This is a genomic window from Psychromonas ingrahamii 37 (genome assembly GCF_000015285.1).
Classification (GTDB): Bacteria; Pseudomonadota; Gammaproteobacteria; order Enterobacterales; family Psychromonadaceae; genus Psychromonas; species Psychromonas ingrahamii.
The window spans coordinates 3,479,623-3,502,091 of sequence record NC_008709.1 but is presented as its reverse complement, the minus strand read 5'-3'; the positions used below and the strand labels follow the sequence as shown (position 1 = coordinate 3,502,091).

Genomic DNA, 22,469 nt, shown 5'->3' with positions numbered 1-22,469 from the left:
GCCGCGGTTATCTGCATAGGGTGTTTATGATAACCGTTGGGCTAATAACGAATGATAATGAATTTTCTGAATAACACAGACAATCGTTGCGCGCAGCGCCCCCAGCGGGTTATGTTATTAGTCGTGAGTATTTTATCGACCATAATTACAAAAAATCGGAGCACCTCCTGCGGGTTATGTTATTAGTAGGGTGCATTCCATGCACCACAAGCGCTATATATCTGATAAGTGAACGCTTTATGAATGAACTGAATATATTAAGAAAAATGGCTGAACAGCAGCAACATGGCCCGTTAAAAGAAATGGCTGAAAGCCTGTATCAGCAAACTGAAAATCCGGCTATTTTACCGTTATTGGCAACTGCCTGTGCCCATCTGGGCTTGAAACAGCAGACAGAAATACGTTATGAGCAGGCATTTGAGTCTTTGGCTGAGCTGGACTGCGATGGCCGTTGCGATCTGGCTGCGGTGTTAATTGTGATGCAGCGACTCGAACAGGCTAATAGCATGCTCACGGAGATTCTGATTGAGCAGCCGATGCATGCGCTGGCGTATGCGCGTCTGGGTTATTGCTGTTTATTACAGGACAATCTTAGCAGTGCGCAACAGCATTTTGAGCAGTCGCTGGCATTGCAGCCTTCACGGCTAGTGGTGCATGGTAATCTGCTTAACTTGTATTTGAATCAGGCCCACTATCAACAGGCGCAGGGGCAGCTGGACGAGGCTTTTGAGCAGCTTGAGCAACAGTATGACGAGCTGCTTACCGGCATTTATCAGCAGTACTGGTTACAGTTTAATACTGTGCAGCTGCAGCTTTGGTTAAAAAATGAAGACTTTGCCCAAGCCGAAGACTGGCTGCAGCAGTTGTGTGAGCAGCAGCAGGCGGGAGAGTGCGAAGAAGCATTGTTTATTCATTGCCTTAAACAGTACAGCCGTTTACTGGCCGAGTCGGATTTACATCAGCAGGCCAGCGATATTCTGCGCGAGTATTTTAAGCAGTATTCAGGCAACAGTGACTTATGCCTGACCCTGTCGGAACTCGCGCAGGTGCAGGGACACTTTATGCAGGCGGTCAATCTGCTTCAGAATGCGCTTAAAAATGATGATCAAAACATTAATCTCTGGGTGCAGCTCTCTAGCGCCTGTGTGCACCGGTTTGATCAAAAAGCGCGCAAAGCGGCCGAAAAAGCCGTGGCATTGGCGCAGGCATTGACAGAAACACCCGAGCAGCCGCTTGCGGAGATAAAGTGGCTACGGGCGCAAGCCAGTAATGTGCTGGCGCAGGTAGAAAGTCAGGAGCAGAATTTTGACCTCTCGGAAAAACTCTACCGTGATATTCTTACCGAACACGCGCATTTTCTGCCTGCACTGCAGGGGCTAGCACAACAGCTGATGCAGCAGGGCCATATTGATGAAGCCCTTGAACTGTTTGAGCGGGTTAAACAAATTGATCCGATCAAAGGTCATTCGGCGCTGATCAATGCAAGGCGTTTTCCCGAAGATGTCGAGACCCTCGATAAAATGGCCGCCGCCGCTAAGCAACCGAGCATTGAAGGCAGCCTGAAAGCGGGCATTTTGTTTCAGTTGGCCTCAGCCTGGGAAAAACGCAAGGAATTTGATAAGGCGTTTGGCTTTGCAAATCAGGCTAATGCTGCCAGTAAACAATTTTTGCCCTATGACGGTAAAGCGCACCGCAAACAGTGCGCGCGTCTGCGCCATGCTTTTTGTAAGCCATTATTTGAACATCGAAAAGACAGTGGTATTGATTCGAATGTGCCCGTTTATGTCCTGGGCATGCCGCGTTCGGGCACCACGCTGGTTGAGCAGATTTTATCGGGCCACAGTGATATTTTTGGCGCCGGTGAGCTGGGAGTGATCCCCCAGGTTGTACAGGGACTTAGCCGCTGGGAACGTCACGTTGGTTCGGGACGCAGTTATCCCGACTGCATCGATGATATCAATGCTTATACCAGTTCAGGCATTGCCAATAATGTCCTTACAGAGCTTATCGAACTGGCCGCTGAGGAGAAACCCGATGCCAAACATATCGTTGATAAATTGCCCCATAATTTTGAAAATATCGGTCTGATCAAATTTCTTTTTCCTAATGCTAAAATAATTTCGGTGCGCCGCGACCCGCGTGATATTGCCATTTCCAATTATTTTACCGATTATCAGGCTAAACACGGTGGTATGGGGTTTGCTTATGACCTTGAAACCATCGGTGAGCAACTGGCCGACCACAATCTGTTAATGCATCATTGGCAGCAGACCTTTCCCGGTGAAATTTTGGAGGTCAACTACGAAGATGTGGTCGATGATCTGGAAGGCTCTGCGCGTAAGATGCTTGATTATATCGGCGTGCAGTGGCAGCCGCAGGTGCTTAAGTTTAATGAACTTGAACGGACTGTTAAGACCGCAAGTGTCTGGCAGGTGCGCCAGCCTATCTATAAAACTTCGAAAGCGAAATGGAAGCGTTATAAAAACCATCTGCAGCCGTTAATTAAAGGCACCAATGCTAAAATCATTGCCCCTCCGATTGACGATATGCTGACCTTACCCAAAGCGGGATTTTTAACCGAAGGTGTGGCGCTGTATAAAGAAAACGATTTAGATGGGGCTGAGCTGAACTTTAAAAAGATGCTGCATCACAATCCTGAACATGCGGCGTGCAATTATATGCTGGGCTTGGTTTATTTAAGTAAAAATCACTTTGATGATGGTATCGTGCTGCTTGAAAAAGCGCTTGAAAAAGCGCCCTGGCATAAAGAGTGGCGGGATAATTTAATTAAAGCGTACCAGCTAAATGGTGAGACAGAAAAAGTGCAAGCGCTGCAAGCTGCTCAGGATCCTCAGGCTGCGGATTCGCAAATCGATAATAATGATTTTGCAGTCCCTAACAGCCTGTAGGCACAAGTGAATTAGGCTGGTAAATGTCACCCTTTAGCTGCTTTTTTGAGTGAGATCTTAAAGCTGCTAGTGGTTGTGCTAGATGGACTGATTTTCCTGCTCCTGACCATTTTTTTAGGCAAAATAATAACCAAGAAGATAATTAAATATGCAAATAAAATATGCCAACTTTAAACCTGTAAAGCTCTTATTGTTAACACTCTGCAGTGTTATGGTAACGACGGGACAGGCCGAGACTGATCCGCTGTTGCTAGAAGCCGCTCGTTTGCCGTTAACGGCTCAGGCAAACGTGGATAAACCGTTTACCGGGCTGGCTGCTGCACTGCGTGCGACCATGACTCATAACCCCATGATAAAAGGCAAGCAGGCGGAACTTGAAGCGCAGCAGTTTGGGGTCTCCAGTGCCAAAGCAAAACGTTATCCGACACTGTCCACGCTGGGCAGTAATGTGAATAATAATTATGATCAGGCTACCTTACGGCTGGATCAGCCTCTCTGGGCCTTTGGTAAAATTGATACAGAAATTGCGCGGGCAGAATCTGAGGTTAATGCCGAGCAGTGGCGTTTATTGGATATTCAACGCCAGCTGCTTGAAGATACGGCAACAGTTTACGCAAAAATAGAGGGTATAAAACTGCGCGCAGAGGTTGCGGAAATTAATACTGAGGCGCATCAAAGCTATTATGATCGCCTTGCTCGCCGCCAAGAAGGCCAGTTATCCTCAGAAGCGGATATGCGCTTGGCTTATGCACGTTTGCTGCAGGCACAGACGCAGTTGCTGTCCATTAAAGGAGAGCTGTCGGATGCGCAATCTGAGCTGCAAAACCTGACTCAGATTTTAGTCTCAACCGAGCTTGCCGTTGATCCTCAATTGGCCCTATTACCCTCAAATGTAGCTGTTCAGCGTCTGGCGATTGATCAAGAAGCCAATATTCTCCTTAAAAGGCAGAATTTACAGGTGGTCAAACTGGGGCTTAAAGCAGAAAAACTGGCGTCATTACCGACTATCTACCTTAGAGCGGAAGCCGATCTTTTAGACAGTACAAGCGGCAATAAGGATCTGCGTGCCGGCCTGACTTTTGAAAGCAGTTTTGAAGGGCTGGGACTCGTCGCGCGAGGCCGGGTAAAAGGGGCTGAGTCTCGTCTGGCGGCTGCGCGCTATGATTTGGACAGCTCGATTAATGATACCCGCCGCCGCATTAGCTCATTGATGCTTAACCGCCAGGTACAGCAGGGGTTAATACATGCTTATCAACAGACCGTTAATGCCATGCAGGAAACTCTGGATTCATTTTTGCGACAATACGAAACAGGCCGGAAATCATGGTTGGAGCTGTTAAATATGCAACGTGAATTGACTGCCTCACAAATGCAATTAGTGCAGAGTAAAAATGACTGGTTAATTTTATCCTTACGCGTGGCATCACTGACCGGTGGTTTAGATCAACAAGCCGGGCTAAATCAAAACCGTTTAAACGAAGCTGAAGAATAACATGACTGATATGCAAAAAAAGGCAGCACAGCTGGACTCAGGAGAGGATAGCTCAGCAAAATTTGACGGTTCTCTGCAAGAGCAACCTTTACCCGCCAAAGTATTAAAATTACTTTTTGAACGTCTGGATATTTCAGTGCAGATGGGCGCATTAATACAAGCCTGCGAGCAGGCCGATAAATCGCTAACCGATGCAGCACCCGCCAAGCGTTTCAGTTTTATTGCGCATACGCTGAAATTGCAGGGGGTGCAGGCCGCACAGCTTCGCTGGAGCCGCTTTGATCAACGCCGTTTACCCGCGCTGATTTTTTATCAGGGTAAATGGCAGCTGATTGAGCAGGGCAGCGACGGGCAATTAACCTTAACCGATGACGCGGGGGAATGCCGTGATTTTTCTGAAGAGGTCTTAGAAGAGGCAATTGTATTGTGGTTGCGCACACCGCCAAAACAGGAGCAGAGCTCTATTTTTTCGCTTAAGGGAAATATAGCAGCGCGATTAGTGTTTACTGAAATGTTTAAAACGCGGCGCTGGTTAGTCGATATTATCATCGCCACTGTGATTATTAATTTTCTGGCCGTGGCCACCTCGATTTTTGCCATGCAGGTTTATGATCGTGTTGTACCGACGCTGGCTTATGCGACGTTAACGACCCTGGTGACCGGCATGTTTATTGTACTGTCGCTTGACTGGCTGTTAAAAACGGTGCGCGCTCGCACACTGGACAGTGTCAGCTGCGCCGTTGATAAAGCGGTCTCGCAACAGGTATTTGATCATGTCACGCATTTGCAGTTAGACTCGCGACCGCGCAGTTTAGGGACGCTTGCAGCACAGGTGGGCGGTCTGGATTCGGTACGGCAGTTCTTTAGCTCCGGTGTTGTATTTGCGCTGGTTGATATGCCCTTTGCACTCTTTTTTATCGCTATTATAGCAATTATCGGTGGCCATATCGGTTGGGTTTATCTGGCGCTGCTACCCGTTGCAGCAATATTAGGATGGATAACCCAGAAACGCTTACGGCGTTTATTAAAAGCGCAGATGATGCGCTCTAATGAACGTCAAGGGCTGCTGGTGGATGTTATTCAAGGCGCAGAATCAATTCGTGCGAGTAATGCGAACTGGCGTTTTTCAACGCAGTGGCAGGAGATCACCACGACTATTTCCCGTTATAATATCCGTCAAAAAGCGATCAGTAATTTTGCCACTGTGACTACCGGCAGCCTTTCGACCGCGGCCTATGTCTGTGCAATTGTGGTGGGTGTCGGACAGATTGAAGCGGGTAATCTGACCATGGGTGCCTTGATTGCCTGCAGTATTCTTGGCGGGCGGGTGATTGCCCCGGTTTCACAGGGCATTCAGTATCTTTCTCAATGGCAAAGTGTCTCTCAGGCGTTAGACATGGTTAATCAGGTCTTGCTGCTTGATAGTGAGCGCCATGCTGATCAAAACCTGCTGTTGCCTGAACAGGCGCCTGACAGTGTGGCATTGGACGCCGTGAGTTTTTCCTATCCGGAATCCCCTGTTCGGCAGTTAAAAATAGATACATTAACCTTTAAGGCCGGTGAGCGAGTGGTGTTGCTTGGTGCGATTGGCTCAGGTAAGTCAACGTTGTTAAAGGTATTGGCCGGCTTATATCGCCCCAGTGAGGGCCGAGTACGTTTGGGTGATGCTGACTTATGGGAGATCGATCCTAATATAGTTTCGGATCATGTCAGTTATTTACCACAGAATGTGCATCTTTTTAAGGGTACATTACGCAGTAATCTGGCACTTTCCGGTGCAGTGAGTGATTCCCATCTCCTGCAGATTTCAAAAGAGTTAGGGATTGAACGTATTGTTGCCGACAGTCCGATGGGGATGGATTTGGCGATCAGTGAAGGGGGAGAAGGTTTGTCGGGCGGACAGAAGCAGTTGGTTGGCTTAGGACGGGTATTTTTAGCACAGCCGAAGATCTGGTTGCTGGATGAACCAACTGCGTCGCTGGATAATGAAAGTGAACAACAGATTTTAGCTGCCATTAGTGCACATGTAAAAGCCGATGACATTCTGATTATTTCCACCCACAAGCCTGCTTTAGCTGCTCGATTGGCCAGCCGGGTGATTATTATGCAGCGTGGTGAGATCTTAGCCGATGGCAAACCGGAAACCGTACTGCCGAAAATAATGCAGCGCAACACCCCCGCCGCTACTAAGCCATCGGGACTGCGGACGCCTAAAAGCTTTAATCAGGACGTAATAAAGAAGGAATCAAACAATGTTATTTGATAGTTTTTTTGGAGATGATGACGCTGGCGGTAAAGAGAAGGCCGCGCGATTAGAAGGGTATTATCGGCGCAATTATTCCGTGGTTTTATGGGTATTATTATTAGGTATGATAGGGTTTGGCTTCTGGTCAGCAAGCTTTCGTATCGATCAAGTTGCGCGGGCGACAGGTGAGGTGATTGCCAGCAGCCGTGTGCAGATTATACAAGCGGTCGATGGAGGCGTCCTGTCGACCTTGAATGTTAAAGAGGGCGATCGTGTTGCTAAAGGCGAAGTATTGGCAACGTTAGATCAAACGCGTATTGGTGCGGCGGTAAAAGAAGTCGATGTGCGCTTATCGGCTTTAAAAGCTAAGGCGACACGCTTACGTGCTGAAGTGACCGGATCTAAGCGCTTAATTTTTCCGGAAGGGGTGCAGCGTTTTCCTGATTTAATGAAGGTTGAACGCGCTTTGTTTGAGCAGAAACAAACGGGTTTATCGGAAGAGTTACGCACCCTTAAGGTAGCCGTTTCATTAGCAGGGGAAGAGGCTGAATTAATTAAGGAACTGTCTGGCTCGGGTGATGTTAACCGCACAGAAGTTATCCGTTCTGCGCGGGCCTTAAATGATGCACAGGCGCAGCTTATTAACCGTAAAAACAAGTACCTTGAAGAGGTCAGTTCGGAATTGGCAAAAGCGGAGGATGAAATAGCGCAGAATGTGCAGATTTTAACCCAGCGTCAGCAGCAGCTAGCCGACAGTGTTTTTATTGCCTCGCTGCCCGGCATTGTTAAGAATGTGCGTGTAACGACGTTGGGCGGCGTATTGCGCGGCGGGGATGAATTAATGCAGATTATTCCGGTTGATGATGAGCTGATTATTGAAGCTAAGGTCAGCCCGGCTGATATTGGTCAAGTGCAAAAGGGGTTGCAGGCCACCATACGTTTTGATCCCTTTGATTATACCATTTATGGTGGTGTTATCGGCGAGGTTATCTATGTCAGTGGGGATACACTAAAAGAAGAGACCGGTCAGGGGGAAGAAATCTATTACCGGGTGCATGTCACAACTCAAACTTCGCCGGTCACCACAACGTCAGGTCGGGTATTAGAAATACTGCCCGGTATGACGGCGCAGGTTGATATTAAAACCAGTGACAGAACTGTGCTTAATTATTTGTTAAAACCACTGCGCAAAACGCTTTCTGAATCCTTTGGCGAGCGCTAGTTTTAAGGCTTTTTGGCGCAATGCTGTGACGCTGCCGTTTATCCCAGAGCTAATACAATATATCCTGCCGGTAAAGGGATCTTGGCTTTAGCCTGATCCCCACTGCATTACTGATTAAAACTCTCCTTTATAAGCGCTGAAAATGCGCTTATACCAAAAAATTAAATCCTTAAAATAACCATTAAATCAACAGTTGAAGTCTTTCTGCATTTTATACACAGCAAGCAGTGGAAATCGGAGCGCACCCTACAGGTATCGGATTATTGTTATCATATTCGCTGAAAAATGGATTGTGATGCAACCTGAAAATCTTCAAGAATATACCCGAAAAAAAGTCTTTTAAAAAATCCAAAAAGCACAATAGTGGGCTAAGCTTTTGAGAAGAATAAAGAGAAAAAATGGAAGGCGAAAGTGACAGATATTTATATGACTTAGCCTTATATGCGAACCTCAGAATCAAAGATTAAGATTAAGATTAAGATTAAAAGTAAAAATGGAAAGTCGTCATCTGCAGAAGCTCAATATCGCAGCGCGTAATAAACGTGTGTGGGTCAGTATTGGACATTCTGGATAATTCGATTTGTATTGGCTGCAGCCCGGCGGGATGGTTTTTATCTCGTTAATCTGTTTTTTGGCATGCAATGGCAGCCAGATAGGCAGACTTTGTTAATTTGTTGAACAACAAAAAAGAGAATTGTTATGATATCCAATATTATTGAAGTGATTAGCCGCGAGCGTGCACTTGAAAAGTATTCAAACAGAAATCGTTTATTCAGGGAAGCTGTCCCTTACGTTGGGCAAGCGAAACAAAGTGCATCCGAACCGAATAAAATTTTTTTGCGCCTGAATCCCCTGTCAAGCAATGGCACTTTGCTTGAATTCAAAAGCGAAGATATTATTGTTGCCGAAAACGTAGAAACCGTCGCTGACAAAGAAGGGGAAACATTTCAGATTGTTAAAATATGGGTTCGTATAGGCAGTATAGGTGTTAAGCTTGAACCCTTCTCCGTACAGAATTATTCGAATGTTTTGGGCAAAGGTTTTAATGCATTAGCAGATGAAAAGTAAAAAAAGTCGTGATTTTTATCTATTTAAGCGCTGTTTTGAACGTCAATAATGTGACTTCGATTTATATTCGTAGCGATCACAACAGCACCTATGCCAAAGAAGCTGGTGAGTCATCCGGTTAAGTTAAAGGAAAAGTATTTTCTTTAACTTAACTCTGAGTCTTATGCAGATGGCGGGGTGAGATTTTCACCCTGTGACTTAATCAGATCCTGATACCAGTAAAAGCTTTTTTTACGTTTGCGCACTAAGCTGCCTTTGCCCTGATCATCGCTGTCAACATAGATAAGGCCATAACGTTTCGACATCTGCGCCGTTGAGGCACTGACTAAATCAATCGGTCCCCAACAGGTATAACCCATCACCTCTACACCATCCTGCAGCGCTTCACCCACTTGATAGAGGTGATCATTAAGATAGGCAATACGATAATCATCCTCAATCTCGCCCTTCTCATTGGGCTTATCAACCGCACCTAAGCCATTTTCAACAATAAATAACGGTTTCTGGTAACGATCATAGAGTAAATTAAGCACAATCCGCAGACCTTTAGGATCAATTTGCCATCCCCAGTCGGTGGTTTTTAAATAAGGATTACTGCCCATTTTTAATGCTTTTTTATCGAGTATTTCCACCTCTTGATGGGTGCTGACACAGCCTGTCATGTAATAGCTAAAAGAGACAAAATCAACTGTCTCTTTTAAGGTTTCTTTATCGGCCTCACTAATATCCAGCTTAACACCCAGCTCTTTAAATTTACGTGCCATATAACTTGGATAATAACCACGGCATTGCACATCACCGAAAAATAACCAATCGCGATTTTCCTGCATAGCAGCAAAGATATCATCGGGGTGGCAGGTGTAAGGATATTGAATTGCGCCTAACATCATATTGCCTATTTTCGCATCGGGCAACAGCTCATGGCAGGCTTTAACGGCTTTGGCACTGGCCACAAGTTGATGGTGCATGCCTTGATAAAGGCTTTGTGCGTCACTGCCGCGCGGAATGCCCGCCCCGGTGAAAGGTTCATGCAGGGAGATATTTATCTCATTAAAGGTTAGCCAATGTTTTACGCTGTTGCCGTATCGGGCAAACACAGTACGAGCATAACGTTCAAAAAAACCGATTAATTCTCTGCTTTTCCAGCCCTGGTATTGCTCTGCCAGATATAAAGGCATCTCATAGTGGGAGAGGGTAACAATAGGGACAATGCCATATTTCTCTAATTCATTAAATATTTTATCGTAATAGGCCAAACCTAATTCATTAGGCTCTTGTTCATCCCCCTTGGGGAAAATTCGGCTCCAGGCGATAGATAAACGAAAACAGGTGAATCCAAGTTCTGCAAATAATGCAATATCCTGCGGATAACGATGGTAAAAATCGATAGCAATATCTTTAATGTTAAAATCACCCTCTTTACGCGATTTTAGTTCACCGAAGGAGCCAAAAGGTTGTACATCAGAAGTTGATAACCCTTTTCCATCAATGGTATGTGCTCCCTCAATCTGGTTGGCAGCGGTTGCTCCACCCCATAAAAAATCATTTGGAAAACGAAAAGACATAAAAGCTCCTAATAAATGCGCTGGATTGTACTTAAGATAAGATACACTAATTTAAAAGGAAATAAATGCGCTCCACAACCCAATTATAATAGGTTATGGATTAGTTAATTTAATGCATGGTGGATACAGTGGGTCGCAAAAAACTCATAATGGCCAATCTCTATACCTTCAGCGTGGCGGCTAAATATTTAAGTTTTACGAAAGCAGCAGAAGAGCTTTATTTGACTCAAGGCGCGATAAGCCAACGTATCAAACAACTTGGGTTTAAACTGTTTGTTCGTTTAACCAGAAAGTTAGCCTTAACAGAGGAGGGGGCAGCTGAGTGAAACGGTTAATAGCGCCTTTTCCTTAAGTGAGGAGCGCCAACATGGGTGCCGCGAATATTGCCGTGCAGCATCTTAGCAACTAAATGGTTATATTCCTGATGAGTTAGTTTAAGCAAGTTTTGATGATCTCCTGACTCAATATAAACAGTTTCGGAAGTGAGTAAACTGTTATCGATTAACATCTTTAGCTTGTAGGGGTGACCTATTGCGGGAATAGCGCCCGGGGAACAGTCTGGAAACAGTTCCTGTAGCTTATTTTCACTGACCAACCGGTAATGCTTGCCTGTGAGATTATTAACACCAATCAATGATAGGCGGCTATTTGCAGGCACAGAGGCCATCAGGTAATCACCCTCTTCATTTTGCAGTACAACAACTTTAGTAACTTCATGAGCGGATAGATGAGCCGAACGAGATGAGTCTAACAGTGTTAATGCACGACGGTGCTTAAAACCGTATCGTAGTGGATTTTTCATTGGTAAAATACTCTTTAAGTGTGATTGCAATGCCCATAAATACCTCCTTAAAAAAGACTAAAGACACACCTTCAAGTATAGTCTACTCTCCTTAATAGCGGCTAATAACAGAGAGGCTCTGCAGTTTGATAAACTGACCTGTCATCTGGTTTAAACAAGTTGTCATGTACAAAAGAGCGATTCATTAAATATCGACGAAATGTGATTTATGGTGTTTTATTTGAATGCTGTTCACCGACAGCCTATTTTTAATAATGCTGCCGGGGATAAATTATTTTTAATCTGTTTTACGGCTTGAATCTTGAGTGAAAGTTTAATAACGAGCGAGGGTTTTGTTTGTGCGAATAGTTAGCTTGCTATTGTGTATTCTTTTTTCAACATCATTACTGGCTAATTGTCCGAAATTGTCATGGCATAAGACCGTCACGTTAAAATACATTAATGACGGTGATACTGTGACTCTGGATAATGGTCAATTAGTTCGCTTTATCGGTATTAATACGCCCGAGATTGATTATTCGAATAAGCATCAATCAGAGCCTTTTGCACTGGCGGCAAAGCGTCTATTAGAAGAACAACTCAAAAGGGGAGACAAGTTACATTTAATTTTTGATCATACCAGATATGATAGATATGGCCGATTATTGGCCTATGTATTTACCGACGCTGGGACGAATTTAGGCTTGCTACAGTTAAAATCCGGTCTTGCCAGACATTGGGTAATAGGAAAAAACGATTTGTTCTGGCAATGCTTTCAGGATGCAGAGCGGCAAGCGCGCCTAACAAAAGAAGGAGTATGGGCAGACTTTAATCCTTTAAAGGCGCAAAGTTTATCGTTTAAAGATAAAGGTTATCAATACATTCAAGGGAAAGTTACCGCGCTGCGGCAAACTAAAAAAGGTTTGCAGTTGACTTTAGATGGTAAATTGAACGTGAATATTAATAGAAAAACATTAACCTATTTTAAAACACTGGGCACACAATTTAGACTACATAATAGTATTTTATTAACAGGTAATTTAAAATGGTCTCAGGGTCAGTTACAATTAAAGATTTATCATCCAGCGCAAATATTGCCCTGAATTAATATCGGCTTTAACTATTAACATGCTGAATGTTAAGTGTAATTACAATTTACTGAATTATTAATTTTTGGAACAAGAGCGCTTAACTCAACCTTAATTTTTCTGCAGAAAAATTTAATCATGACCGCTATTGTAAAGGTCATTGCATATATCTTGCTCATAACAATCAACTTTGTAAAAAACAGCAAGACCTAACCTTTAACTTTTTTTGCTGTTAAAGGCATTTTTTATTAATTTTTATTACGCATATTACTGTTTATTAATTTGTTTTTTAATCTGAAGTTAAAATCAACAGTGGATTCATAAGTTAATAAGTTGTAAATTATAGTAATTTATTTTTTCTATCACTATCTTTAAGGGTATCGTATGCCAGTGAAACCTTCTTCTTCTCATTTTGAAGCAAATAAAATTGCAGATCCTTTATTTCTTCATGCTGAGCATATTGCGAAAGATTTCTCATTATTTCCAGACAATTCTCTTCCTTCAAATACTGAAGGCTTAGAAGGGTTGATTGATCGCACGCGAATCAAATCGAATCTTTCTACTATCAATGAGCTTGATGTTGACGCCTATATTGCGCGAACAGTACAACCGGCCGAAGATAATAAACGTCCCGGTGCTAAAAAAATAGTTGCTGGTTTTAACGGGAAAATTATCACAGAGCAGCTAAATGGTGCTTTTTATAGTGCTGAAATGGAGTTTGATTTTGGCGGTTATATGCGCCGTATCGGTATTATTGCGCAAGAACGCAGCTCCAATAACGGCGCTTGGATGCCAGAGCATCACTTGGCTGCAAGTAAGACAATTCGTAAGTTTGCTGATTTGTCATTACCCATTGTGTACTTAATTGATACCCCTGGAGCCGATGCAGGCGAAGAAGCCAACCGTCAAAATCAAGCACACAGTATTTCACAAATGATCACTGAAAGTGCAAATGTTGATGTACCCACCGTTGGGATTGTTGTTGGTGTCGGTTATTCTGGTGGTGCAATACCGCTGGCGACTGCGAATATTTTACTGTCTGTGCGTGACGGTATTTTTAATACCATCCAGCCAAAAGGGTTACAAAGCATTGCCCGCAAGTATAATCTATCATGGCAGGAGTGTGCCCAGTCTGTTGGGGTTTCTCCCGAGGAGTTGTACGAGAACGGCTGTATTGATGGGATCGTTGACTACTCTCCGGTGGATCAGGATGAACGTCAACATAATCTGCAAAAAGCCATTGTCTCGAGCATTTTATCTATTGAGGCAAAGTCGGTTAATTTCGTTCGTGAGTATCCGAATATTTTAGAGCATTATAACCGCAGCTTGATGCGTTATTTAGATCCATCTAATAAATTAGTTGCCGTTGAAAATGCCTCTGATAATGTCCACTTAATTGCCAAAAATCCAACTGTTCATAACAATGCTTTCGGCACTACCTACCGCTATATGCGTTATTTAACCTTACGTTCTCGTATCAAAGCAATCCAAATGAACGAGTATGGGCGTCTCTCTAAACTGACAGCGCCAGAAGGTGATTTAGACTCTCGTATTGAAGCGGATCGTAAACAAGTTTTTGTTAATTGGCTGGAGAATCCTGACAAAATAATTTATGACGATACGCTCAATAAAAATTGGAAAAAATTCCTCTCTAAACGTGATGATATCAGCGTTGAACGTAATATTTTCACCAAATTTATTCTTGGGGAACCACAGCAAAATTATGATAATGCCAGAAGCGAATTATTAATTAATTTAACTTGGGCTTTATATAACCGTTGGAAAACCAGTGCCGCAAATAATTTCCGTGCAGTCATTGACTACCTTGAAGACGAGAATAACTTACCCCTGACTGATTCATGGCCGGAACTCAGCAAGCTGACTGCAATAGATGTTGTTGCACATAAAGAAACCCGTGAATGTTTTATTGTTCATTGCCGTCATATGCTGGTGTTTAATGCGCTTTATGACAATACCATGGGCAACCTTGCTTCAATTGCTAAAGAAGCGATGGAAACAAAAGAGTTATCCCGTGATTCGGTTTCATCATTAGTACGCAGTTCGTTAAAAGGCGCGCTAAACAAAGTAAGTGATGATGATTATGAGCAATTAAAATCCACTTTTAACGCATGGTTAAAGTATTTTACAGATCAAAGTGGACGTGGTGACATTCTGGCGAAAGTGGAAGAGTGGAAGAGTGTTGGTTATCCACAGATGAACTCCAGTTTATTCGTTGTTTTGACCTATATATTTGAAAAATTATTACCTGAGTATTATAAAAGTCGCGATGGTGCATCGGAATATAGCGGTGCCATTAACCCAGTGCGCATAGGACGTCGTAAAGATTTCTGGAATCGTTTAACAATGGGTTATCAGGATCTGTTGATTCAAGGTGTACTGCGCGAAGAGAAAAATAAAAAGAACAATTCTTCTGACGTTATTTTGGGCAAATTCTTCACTGATTTTAAGGAATCGAAAGCCGATTTAATGACCGCCAACTTATTAGAGTTTCCTGGTTTCCGTTTGTCAATTGAAGATGCACTTGATAAAAAAATTAAACCTTGTGGTTTAATAACTGGCATTGGTGAGTTTACATTAGAGTCAGGTGCAAGCCAAAAAGTAGGTGTTGCTGTTTCCAACCTGGCATTTCAAGCGGGCGCCTTTGATATGGCAAGTGCAGAAAAATTCTGTGCTTTGTTAGTGGAATGTGCCAGGCACCATTTTCCCGTCATTGCCTTTATCAGCTCTGGTGGTATGCAAACCAAAGAAGGTGCATCTGCATTATTTTCTATGGCCGTTGTTAATGACCGAATAACACGTTTTATTCGTGATAACGACCTGCCGGTTGTGATGTTTGGTTACGGTGACTGTACGGGTGGTGCGCAGGCAAGTTTTGTAACCCATCCTTTAGCACAAACCTATTACCTGTCCGGTACCAATATGCCCTTTGCAGGACAAATGGTTGTACCCGCATACTTGCCATCAACAGCGACTTTATCTAACTACTTATCTCGCGTGCCGGGTGCAATGGATGCGTTAGTTATCAATCCATTTTCAGACGATCTTGATAACAAATTAAGTGACATTGATAAAAACATGCCCTTGCCGTCGATCACCATTGAAGAGACTATCCAGCGTGCGCTTGAGGGTTTTGTGCCAATTTGTGATCTTAGTGAAGATGATTTCTCACAGGCAGATCCGCGCGAGTTAATGGAACCGGTGAGGAAAGTACTGATCCATGCGCGTGGTTGTACAGCAGTTAAATTAATTCGTATCGCTCAGAAAAATAATATAAAAGTTGTGTTGGTCGCTTCCGATCCGGATATGACATCTGTCCCTGCAGATATGTTAGGTAAAGGCGACAAACTGGTTTGTTTAGGCGGAAATACTTCCGATGAAAGTTACCTGAATGCCAGTTCAGTATTAAAAGTTGCAGCCTATGAAGAAGTTGATGCGCTGCATCCGGGTATCGGCTTCTTATCTGAAAGCCCTCATTTTGCTGATTTATGTGTTGGCCATAATATTAACTTTGTTGGCCCAAGCATGAACAGCATGTTGACTATGGGTAATAAATCCAATGCGATTAAAACTGCTCAAGACAACGGCGTTCCTGTTGTGCCCGGCAGTCACGGTATTCTTACGGGCGCTGAGCAGGCACTTGATATTGCTAATGCTATGGGTTATCCGGTGTTACTCAAAGCCGTAAACGGTGGTGGCGGTAAGGGTATTCTGGTGATTGAAAAAGCGGAAGATATGTTTGCAGGTTTTAGTCAGGTTTCAGCAGAAGCACGTAGCGCATTTGGCAACGGCGATTTATACCTTGAGAAATACATTACTTCATTACGTCATATTGAAGTTCAACTATTACGCGATAAACATTGTAATACTAAAGTATTGGGTATTCGCGATTGTTCGGTACAGCGTAATAATCAAAAAGTGGTTGAAGAATCAGAATCAACCATGTTACCTGCTCATTTAGAAGTTGAAGTATTAAAGCATACAGCAGCGCTTGCTGACGCGGTTGATTACATGGGGGCAGGTACGGTTGAATTTATTTACGACTTAGATCAAGACAGCATCTACTTTATGGAAATGAATACACGTTTACAGGTGGAGCATCCCGTTACGGAGGCAACATCAGGTATTGATATCGTCACTGCACAGTATGATATTGCATCGGGTAAGAGTATTGAAGGTCTTCAACCGCAGAAGAAAGGTTATGCCATTGAAGTTCGTGTGACAGCGGAGAAAGCGGCATTGGATAATAATGGTGTTATGCAGCTACTGCCGCATCCTGGCAAAGTGGTTGAATATTCTGTTCCTGAGCAGGATGATATTGAAATAATGTCGATGATTGCTGAGGGTAAAGAGGTGTCGCCCTATTACGATAGCTTAGTTGCGCAGTTTATCTGTCACGGTAATGATCGTAATGATACTGTTCAGAAATTACTTAAATTCTTAGATAAAGTGGTTATCAGAGGGATTGCGACCAATATTCCTTTATTGAAACGTATTCTAAAAGATGAAACATTCTTGAGCGGTGTCTACGATACGACTTACTTACCAAAATTCATGGCCAGACTTGACCAACAGGTGATGATTGATGAAATGGAAGCTTCTGCTTCAACAAGTGAATCTAATCTGTCTATCCAAGTTGATGGCAGTAATGAATTAAAAGTAATGGCACAAAGTGCCGGTATTTTTTACCGCGCTTCCTCACCCGCAGAGCCTGATTTTGTAGCAGAGGGTGATATTGTTAATGTTAATAAAACGCTCGGTTTAATGGAAGCGATGAAAATGTTCTCACCTATCACACTGGCAAGCTTTAATCGCCAGGATGCTGAGTTATATGACGGGGATATTAAGTTCCGTATTGAACGTATTATCAATGCTAACGGTCAGCAAGTCTCTAGTGGTGATTTGCTCTATATCGTAACGCCAATGTAATTTTTACTATTAAGCTCAAAAAGCCAGTCAATTGACTGGCTTTTTTTATGTTTTTTGAAAATTCTGATAGTAATTCCTCTGATGAGTGGGCTTGCTATCAATAATAGTATTTGCTATAAAATCCAACATTATTGTCAGTAGGTGAAATGGAATGGATATTCCTTTAATTTGTAACGATTCAGCATTAAGTCAGAAAGCAAAAATATTACGTAAAAAATGGGGTTTTCTAAGTACCCAAAGTGATCATTTTCAATTGCATCTTTTACCGGAATATTTGGCGCTTGAGCAAAAAGACGATCCCAAGCAAGGATTAGTCTTTGTGGATTTTGTCTCAGGTAGCGTTGCGCATCGGCGTAAATTTGGTGGTGGAAAAGGGCAGGCGATTGCTAAGGCGATAGGTTTAAAACCCGGCGTGCAGGTTGATGTGATTGATGCGACGGCAGGCCTCGGTCGAGATGCTTTTGTATTAGCCTCACTCGGTTGTAATGTCACTATGATCGAGCGCTCCGCCGTTGCTGCAGCATTGCTTGAAGATGGTTTAGAAAGGGCTTATTTAAATCTGGAAATAGGTACCTGGATGAAACAGCGAATGAGACTTCATTTTGGGTCGGCAAGCGAATATTTACAACACCACCAGACAGGTGTTGTTTATCTGGATCCTATGTTTCCTCATAAAAAGAAATCTGCATTAGTGAAAAAAGAGATGCGGGTTTTCCAAGGTGTGGTGGGGGAAGATCTGGACGCCGATAGTTTGCTTGAAGCGGCATTAAACGCTGCGCGTTATCGAGTGGTTGTTAAACGACCTGACTATGCGCCTTTTTTAAATGATAAAAAGCCAACAATGAGTATTAAAACCAAGAAAAACCGCTTTGATGTTTATGTCAAACAGGCGATGCCGCAAAATAAAAGCTAAACCGGGTATTATCCCCCGGTTTATATTAAGCATTAGGCCGCTAAAAACTAACTCATAAATTTAAAATTGCATTATGCCGGTTTACCGATAGGTAAAATATTACTATCATGCTGCTCATTAATCACTTCAGCCATAGCCAAATAGATTGCACTTAAACCACAGATAATACCTTCAAAACCAGCGATTGTGCCAAGCAGTTTTGAGCCGGTTAAATCTTTGGCTGCTAATAAGAAAAATAGAAGGGTTAAGCTGGCAAAGACAAACTGTAAAGCTTTATTAGCACGTAAAGTGCCAATGTACATAAAGCCTGTAAAGATACCCCACATTATTAGATACCAGGCCATAAATCCACTGGGTGTTGGATCGGCTAAACCCAATTTAGGCAGAATAAGCAATACTACTAAACTTATCCAGAAAAAACCGTAAGAGATAAAGGCGGTTAATCCAAAGGTATTGCCTTTTTTGTATTCCAATATTCCGGCTATAATCTGCGCAGCTCCACCGTAACAAAGACCCATTGCAAGAATCATTGCACTGATCGGGAAAAAACCAGCATTGTGAATATTAAGTAAAACTGTTGTCATGCCAAATCCCATCAGACCTAAGGGGCCTGGATTTGCGTAGTTACTAGCCTGTGTCATTTTATATACCATTTTTTTGCATGTGATTAATTGATGCGCGAAGATAGCATGAGAAAAAAAATTGGAACAAGGTTAATTATAAAAATAAACGACAATTCACTCTGTTAGAGCACTAAAACGACAATTCAGTCTATCAGAGCATTAGTTTATTAACAGCCTGTTAACAAGCGCAGAAATAACGTACATTATGAAACTTATATTCAGTAAGCTTTAAATTGTATTCAGTAAGCTTTAAATTGTATTTAGTAAGCTTTAAATTGTATTTAGTAAGCTTTAAATTGTATTTAGTAAGCTTTAAATTGTATTAACAGATAAGCTTTATATTATTTTTATTAATTTGTCTTACAATAACTGTTAGAATATGGAAACTATTTTACCCATAGAAAATGAATTAAATTATATGATATTACCGACACTGTCGATTAAAAATCTCCATAAGTCATTTGCAGCTAATGAAGTATTAAAAGGGATCGATTTAGAAGCCTACAAAGGCGATGTTATCTCTATTTTGGGCGCTTCAGGCTCGGGTAAAAGTACTTTATTGCGCTGTGTTAATCTTCTGGAAACACCCAGCTCAGGCGAAATCCGGGTGAATGGTGAATTGATTGAAATGAAACAGGATAAAAAACGGGGTGCAGTGCCCGTTTCAATTAAGCAAGTTGAACGTATCCGTTCACGCTTAGCAATGGTTTTTCAAGGTTTTAATTTATGGTCGCATATGACCGTTTTAGAAAATGTAATTGAAGCCCCCGTTCATGTTTTAGGTGTGCCTAAAAAAGAAGCCATTGAAAAAGCTGACGCTATTTTACAGCGTGTCGGTTTGTATGAAAGAAAATCTTTTTACCCCGGGCAGCTATCAGGCGGCCAGCAACAGCGTGTAGCGATTGCACGCGCGCTTGCTGTTGAGCCTGAAGTGATGTTATTTGATGAACCAACATCAGCACTTGATCCTGAACTGGTAGGGGAAGTCTTAAGTGTTATGCGCGGGTTAGCTGAAGAGGGACGTACCATGCTGGTTGTTACCCATGAAATGGCTTTTGCCCGTGATGTGTCTAATAAAGTTATTTTTTTACATGAAGGTTTAGTTGAAGAGCAGGGGAAACCAGAAGATATTTTTTCAAACCCTTCATCTGAACGTTTTAAACAATTCATCTCCTCAGTTTACTAACCCTGAAACTTCACTTTACTTTACTTAAATTAAGGATATAACATGAAAAAAATGAGTATGTTGATTGCTCTCTTTACCTTGTCAGTTAATGTTGCACAGGCGAAACAATGGACACAGATTCGAATTGGTGTTGAAGGTGCTTATCCGCCCTTTAGCCAAACAGAAGCTGATGGTAGCGTGACCGGATTTGATATCGATATAGCGAATGCCTTGTGTGCTGAAATGAAGGCAGACTGTACCTTAATCAAACAAGATTGGGATGGTATTATTCCTGCATTAATGGCACGTAAATTTGATGCGATTGTAGCAACAATGGATATTACCGAAGAGCGCAAAAAACGTGTTGCCTTTACCAATAAATACCAGCATATTCCGGCTCGATTTGCGGCTTTAAAAGGGACTGAGTATCAAGCATCTCCAGCGTTTATGGCGGGTAAAAAAGTGGGTGTACAGCGTGCAACTTCGATGGATCTTTATATTTCTGATAACTACCCGGAAGCTGAAATCAAACGTTATGGCTCTGCCGATGAAGCCTATCTGGATCTTAAAGCAGGTCGCCTAGACTATATAATGGCCGACTCAGCGGCAATTACCGGTGGCTTATTAGAAAAAGAAGGCGGTGATAAATTTGAACTTGTGGGTCCTAAACTAAACGATCCTAAATGGTTTGGTGAAGGTGCTGGTATTGCCGTGCGTCAACAAGATAAAGATCTTGTTGACCAATTTAATGCTGCTATTAAAGCGATTCGTGCCGATGGGACTTATCAAACAATTCAAGATAAATACTTTACCTTTGATGTTTATGGTAGTGAAGAATAAGCGCTGATTAAATGCTTATCTTCCCCCTTGTTTTGAATCTATAGGTTCAAAACGAGGCAGGACTGAAAGGATGGGAAACCATCCTTTTTTATTAAAAAAGAAATAATTATGCTTGAACTACAAAATTACTCGGGAATATTGCTTGAAGGTGCATGGCTAACTATTCAAGTGGCATTGCTGTCACTCTTGTTAGCTGTTTTTCTTGGGCTACTGGGGGCCTCGGCTAAACTGTCTCATTCTGTTTTTTTAAAAGGCATCGGGACACTGTATACGACGCTCATTCGTGGTATCCCGGACCTGATTTTAATGCTCCTGATTTTCTTTGGTGGGCAGGTATTAGTCAATAATCTCAGTTACAGCTTAAATGAATGGATCAACCGGACGTTAACCGGCTTTAATCCAAACCATGAGTGGGCTGCATATTTACCCGATTATATTAATATTAGCCCTTATATCGCGGGCATTATTACCATAGGTTTTATTTTTGGTGCCTATATGGCAGAAACATTCCGTGGTGCTTTTTTGGCTGTTGAAAAGGGGCAGTTAGAGGCGGCTACGGCTTATGGTATGAACAAATACAAACTGTTTTTGCGGGTGATGTTTCCTCAGATGATGCGCCACGCGCTACCGGGAATAGGAAATAATTGGTTAGTTTTATTAAAAACAACAGCGTTGGTTTCAGTTATCGGTTTACAAGATATGGTTAAAATTGCAGGGGATGCGGGTGGTTCGACTCAACAACCTTTTACCTTTTATATCGCCATTGCGCTGGTTTTTCTTTTTTTTACGTCTGTTTCCAGTCTCCTTTTTAGTTGGGCTGAACGTAAATATACAATTAAAACGAGGTAGAGATGGATTTTTCAATATTTATTAACGAATACCAGTTTTACCTTGCGGGTTTATGGACAACGGTGTGGTTAGTGGCACTTTCATTGTTATTGGGGCTGTTTATTGCGGTTCCGGTAGGGCTTCTGCGCAGTAGTGAAAACTGGTTGATTAAGGGGCCTGCCTGGTCTTTTATGTACTTTTTTCGGGGAACCCCCCTGTTGGTGCAACTGTTTCTTATTTATTACGGTGCGGCACAGTTTGACTTGATCCATGAAACTTGGTTATGGCACTATTTCCAGGAAGCGTGGTTTTGCGCTCTATTGGCTTTTACACTGAATACGGGGGCTTATACTGCTGAAATAATAAGGGGTGTTATCTCGACAATGCCAAAATCTGAGTTAGAAGCCGCTAAAGCCTACGGTATGAGTGAACGTCAAATTTTACGCCGTATCACCCTGCCAAATTCACTACGTCGTGCGCTGCCGGCTTACAGTAACGAAATTATCTTTATGATTCATGGTAGTGCTATTGCCGGCATCGTCACTATTGTTGATATCACTGGTGCTGCGCGGGTAGTCAATGCGCGTTATTATGCACCCTTTGAGGCTTATTTTGGGGCGGCTTTATTATATATGTGCCTGACATTCTCAGTCATTTTTGCTTTTAAAAAATGGGAAAGCCGTTACTCAACTCGTTAAATTTTATTTAGTCTCCAGTCAAAAGCAGAAGTAAAATGCAGGTTATTTGCATTTTACTCTGTCCAAACCACTCTTTAATAAAATC

Annotated in this window: 15 protein-coding genes and 1 pseudogene; 13 read left to right on the top strand and 3 right to left on the bottom strand. The window is 42.6% G+C overall.

Going from position 1 to position 22,469, the window contains the following annotated elements; all coding sequences use genetic code 11:
* Window positions 1-239: 239 nt before the first annotated feature.
* The 5 genes from PING_RS14675 (at window position 240) to PING_RS14655 (ending at window position 8,936) form a co-directional block, all read left to right on the top strand.
* Entirely contained in the window at window positions 240-2,909 is a 2,670-nt protein-coding gene (locus PING_RS14675) for a tetratricopeptide repeat-containing sulfotransferase family protein (protein WP_011771106.1), read from the top strand.
* A 148-nt stretch (window positions 2,910-3,057) separates the two neighbouring features.
* A complete protein-coding gene (locus PING_RS14670) occupies window positions 3,058-4,401 on the top strand; it encodes a TolC family protein (RefSeq protein WP_011771105.1) in 1,344 nt (447 codons plus the stop codon).
* A 1-nt stretch (window position 4,402) separates the two neighbouring features.
* Window positions 4,403-6,664 carry a peptidase domain-containing ABC transporter gene (locus tag PING_RS14665; RefSeq protein ID WP_011771104.1) on the top strand — a complete coding sequence of 754 codons (2,262 nt, stop codon included), beginning with the start codon at window positions 4,403-4,405 and terminating at the stop codon, window positions 6,662-6,664.
* On the top strand, window positions 6,654-7,868 hold the full coding sequence (locus PING_RS14660; protein WP_011771103.1) for an HlyD family efflux transporter periplasmic adaptor subunit: 1,215 nt from the start codon (window positions 6,654-6,656) through the stop codon (window positions 7,866-7,868). The genes PING_RS14665 and PING_RS14660 overlap by 11 nt, the downstream gene beginning before the upstream one ends.
* Before the next feature lie 699 nt (window positions 7,869-8,567).
* Window positions 8,568-8,936, top strand: coding sequence for a hypothetical protein (locus PING_RS14655; protein ID WP_011771102.1), 369 nt, complete (start codon window positions 8,568-8,570; stop codon window positions 8,934-8,936).
* 161 nt (window positions 8,937-9,097) lie between these two features.
* Here PING_RS14655 and PING_RS14650 read toward each other — a convergent pair whose 3' ends face one another.
* Window positions 9,098-10,501: a glycoside hydrolase family 1 protein gene (locus tag PING_RS14650; protein WP_011771101.1), complete on the bottom strand. Its 1,404-nt coding sequence runs from the start codon at window positions 10,499-10,501 to the stop codon at window positions 9,098-9,100.
* A 149-nt stretch (window positions 10,502-10,650) separates the two neighbouring features.
* Between PING_RS14650 and PING_RS21090 the strand changes: the two are divergent.
* Window positions 10,651-10,815, top strand: a pseudogene (locus PING_RS21090) (LysR family transcriptional regulator); the annotation flags it as partial.
* Between the two features lie 17 nt (window positions 10,816-10,832).
* On the opposite strand, the gene PING_RS14640 reads toward PING_RS21090, so the two are convergent.
* Window positions 10,833-11,303, bottom strand: coding sequence for a YbaK/EbsC family protein (locus PING_RS14640; RefSeq protein ID WP_011771099.1), 471 nt, complete (start codon window positions 11,301-11,303; stop codon window positions 10,833-10,835).
* Between the two features lie 338 nt (window positions 11,304-11,641).
* Between PING_RS14640 and PING_RS14635 the strand changes: the two genes are divergently transcribed.
* The 3 genes from PING_RS14635 (at window position 11,642) to PING_RS14625 (ending at window position 18,230) form a co-directional block, all read left to right on the top strand.
* The gene (locus PING_RS14635) at window positions 11,642-12,385 is read left to right on the top strand and encodes a thermonuclease family protein (RefSeq protein WP_011771098.1); all 744 of its coding nucleotides are present in this window, start codon (window positions 11,642-11,644) and stop codon (window positions 12,383-12,385) included.
* Window positions 12,386-12,754: 369 nt separating this feature from the next.
* On the top strand, window positions 12,755-17,317 hold the full coding sequence (locus PING_RS14630) for an ATP-binding protein (RefSeq protein ID WP_011771097.1): 4,563 nt from the start codon (window positions 12,755-12,757) through the stop codon (window positions 17,315-17,317).
* A 151-nt stretch (window positions 17,318-17,468) separates the two neighbouring features.
* Window positions 17,469-18,230 (top strand): class I SAM-dependent methyltransferase, encoded by a 762-nt coding sequence (locus tag PING_RS14625; RefSeq protein ID WP_011771096.1) that lies wholly within the window; start codon window positions 17,469-17,471, stop codon window positions 18,228-18,230.
* A 71-nt stretch (window positions 18,231-18,301) separates the two neighbouring features.
* Here PING_RS14625 and PING_RS14620 read toward each other — a convergent pair whose 3' ends face one another.
* Complete coding sequence (locus tag PING_RS14620) at window positions 18,302-18,871, bottom strand: acetate uptake transporter (protein WP_157035383.1); 570 nt, start codon at window positions 18,869-18,871, stop codon at window positions 18,302-18,304.
* A 361-nt stretch (window positions 18,872-19,232) separates the two neighbouring features.
* On the opposite strand from PING_RS14620, the gene PING_RS14615 reads away from it, so the two are divergent.
* The 4 genes from PING_RS14615 (at window position 19,233) to PING_RS14600 (ending at window position 22,384) form a co-directional block, all read left to right on the top strand.
* Window positions 19,233-20,039 carry an ABC transporter ATP-binding protein gene (locus PING_RS14615; protein WP_011771094.1) on the top strand — a complete coding sequence of 269 codons (807 nt, stop codon included), beginning with the start codon at window positions 19,233-19,235 and terminating at the stop codon, window positions 20,037-20,039.
* A 42-nt stretch (window positions 20,040-20,081) separates the two neighbouring features.
* Window positions 20,082-20,858: an ABC transporter substrate-binding protein gene (locus PING_RS14610; RefSeq protein ID WP_011771093.1), complete on the top strand. Its 777-nt coding sequence runs from the start codon at window positions 20,082-20,084 to the stop codon at window positions 20,856-20,858.
* A 108-nt stretch (window positions 20,859-20,966) separates the two neighbouring features.
* Window positions 20,967-21,707, top strand: a complete 741-nt coding sequence (locus tag PING_RS14605; protein ID WP_011771092.1) for an ABC transporter permease — start codon at window positions 20,967-20,969, stop codon at window positions 21,705-21,707.
* A 2-nt stretch (window positions 21,708-21,709) separates the two neighbouring features.
* Complete coding sequence (locus tag PING_RS14600; RefSeq protein WP_011771091.1) at window positions 21,710-22,384, top strand: ABC transporter permease; 675 nt, start codon at window positions 21,710-21,712, stop codon at window positions 22,382-22,384.
* Window positions 22,385-22,469: the final 85 nt, after the last annotated feature.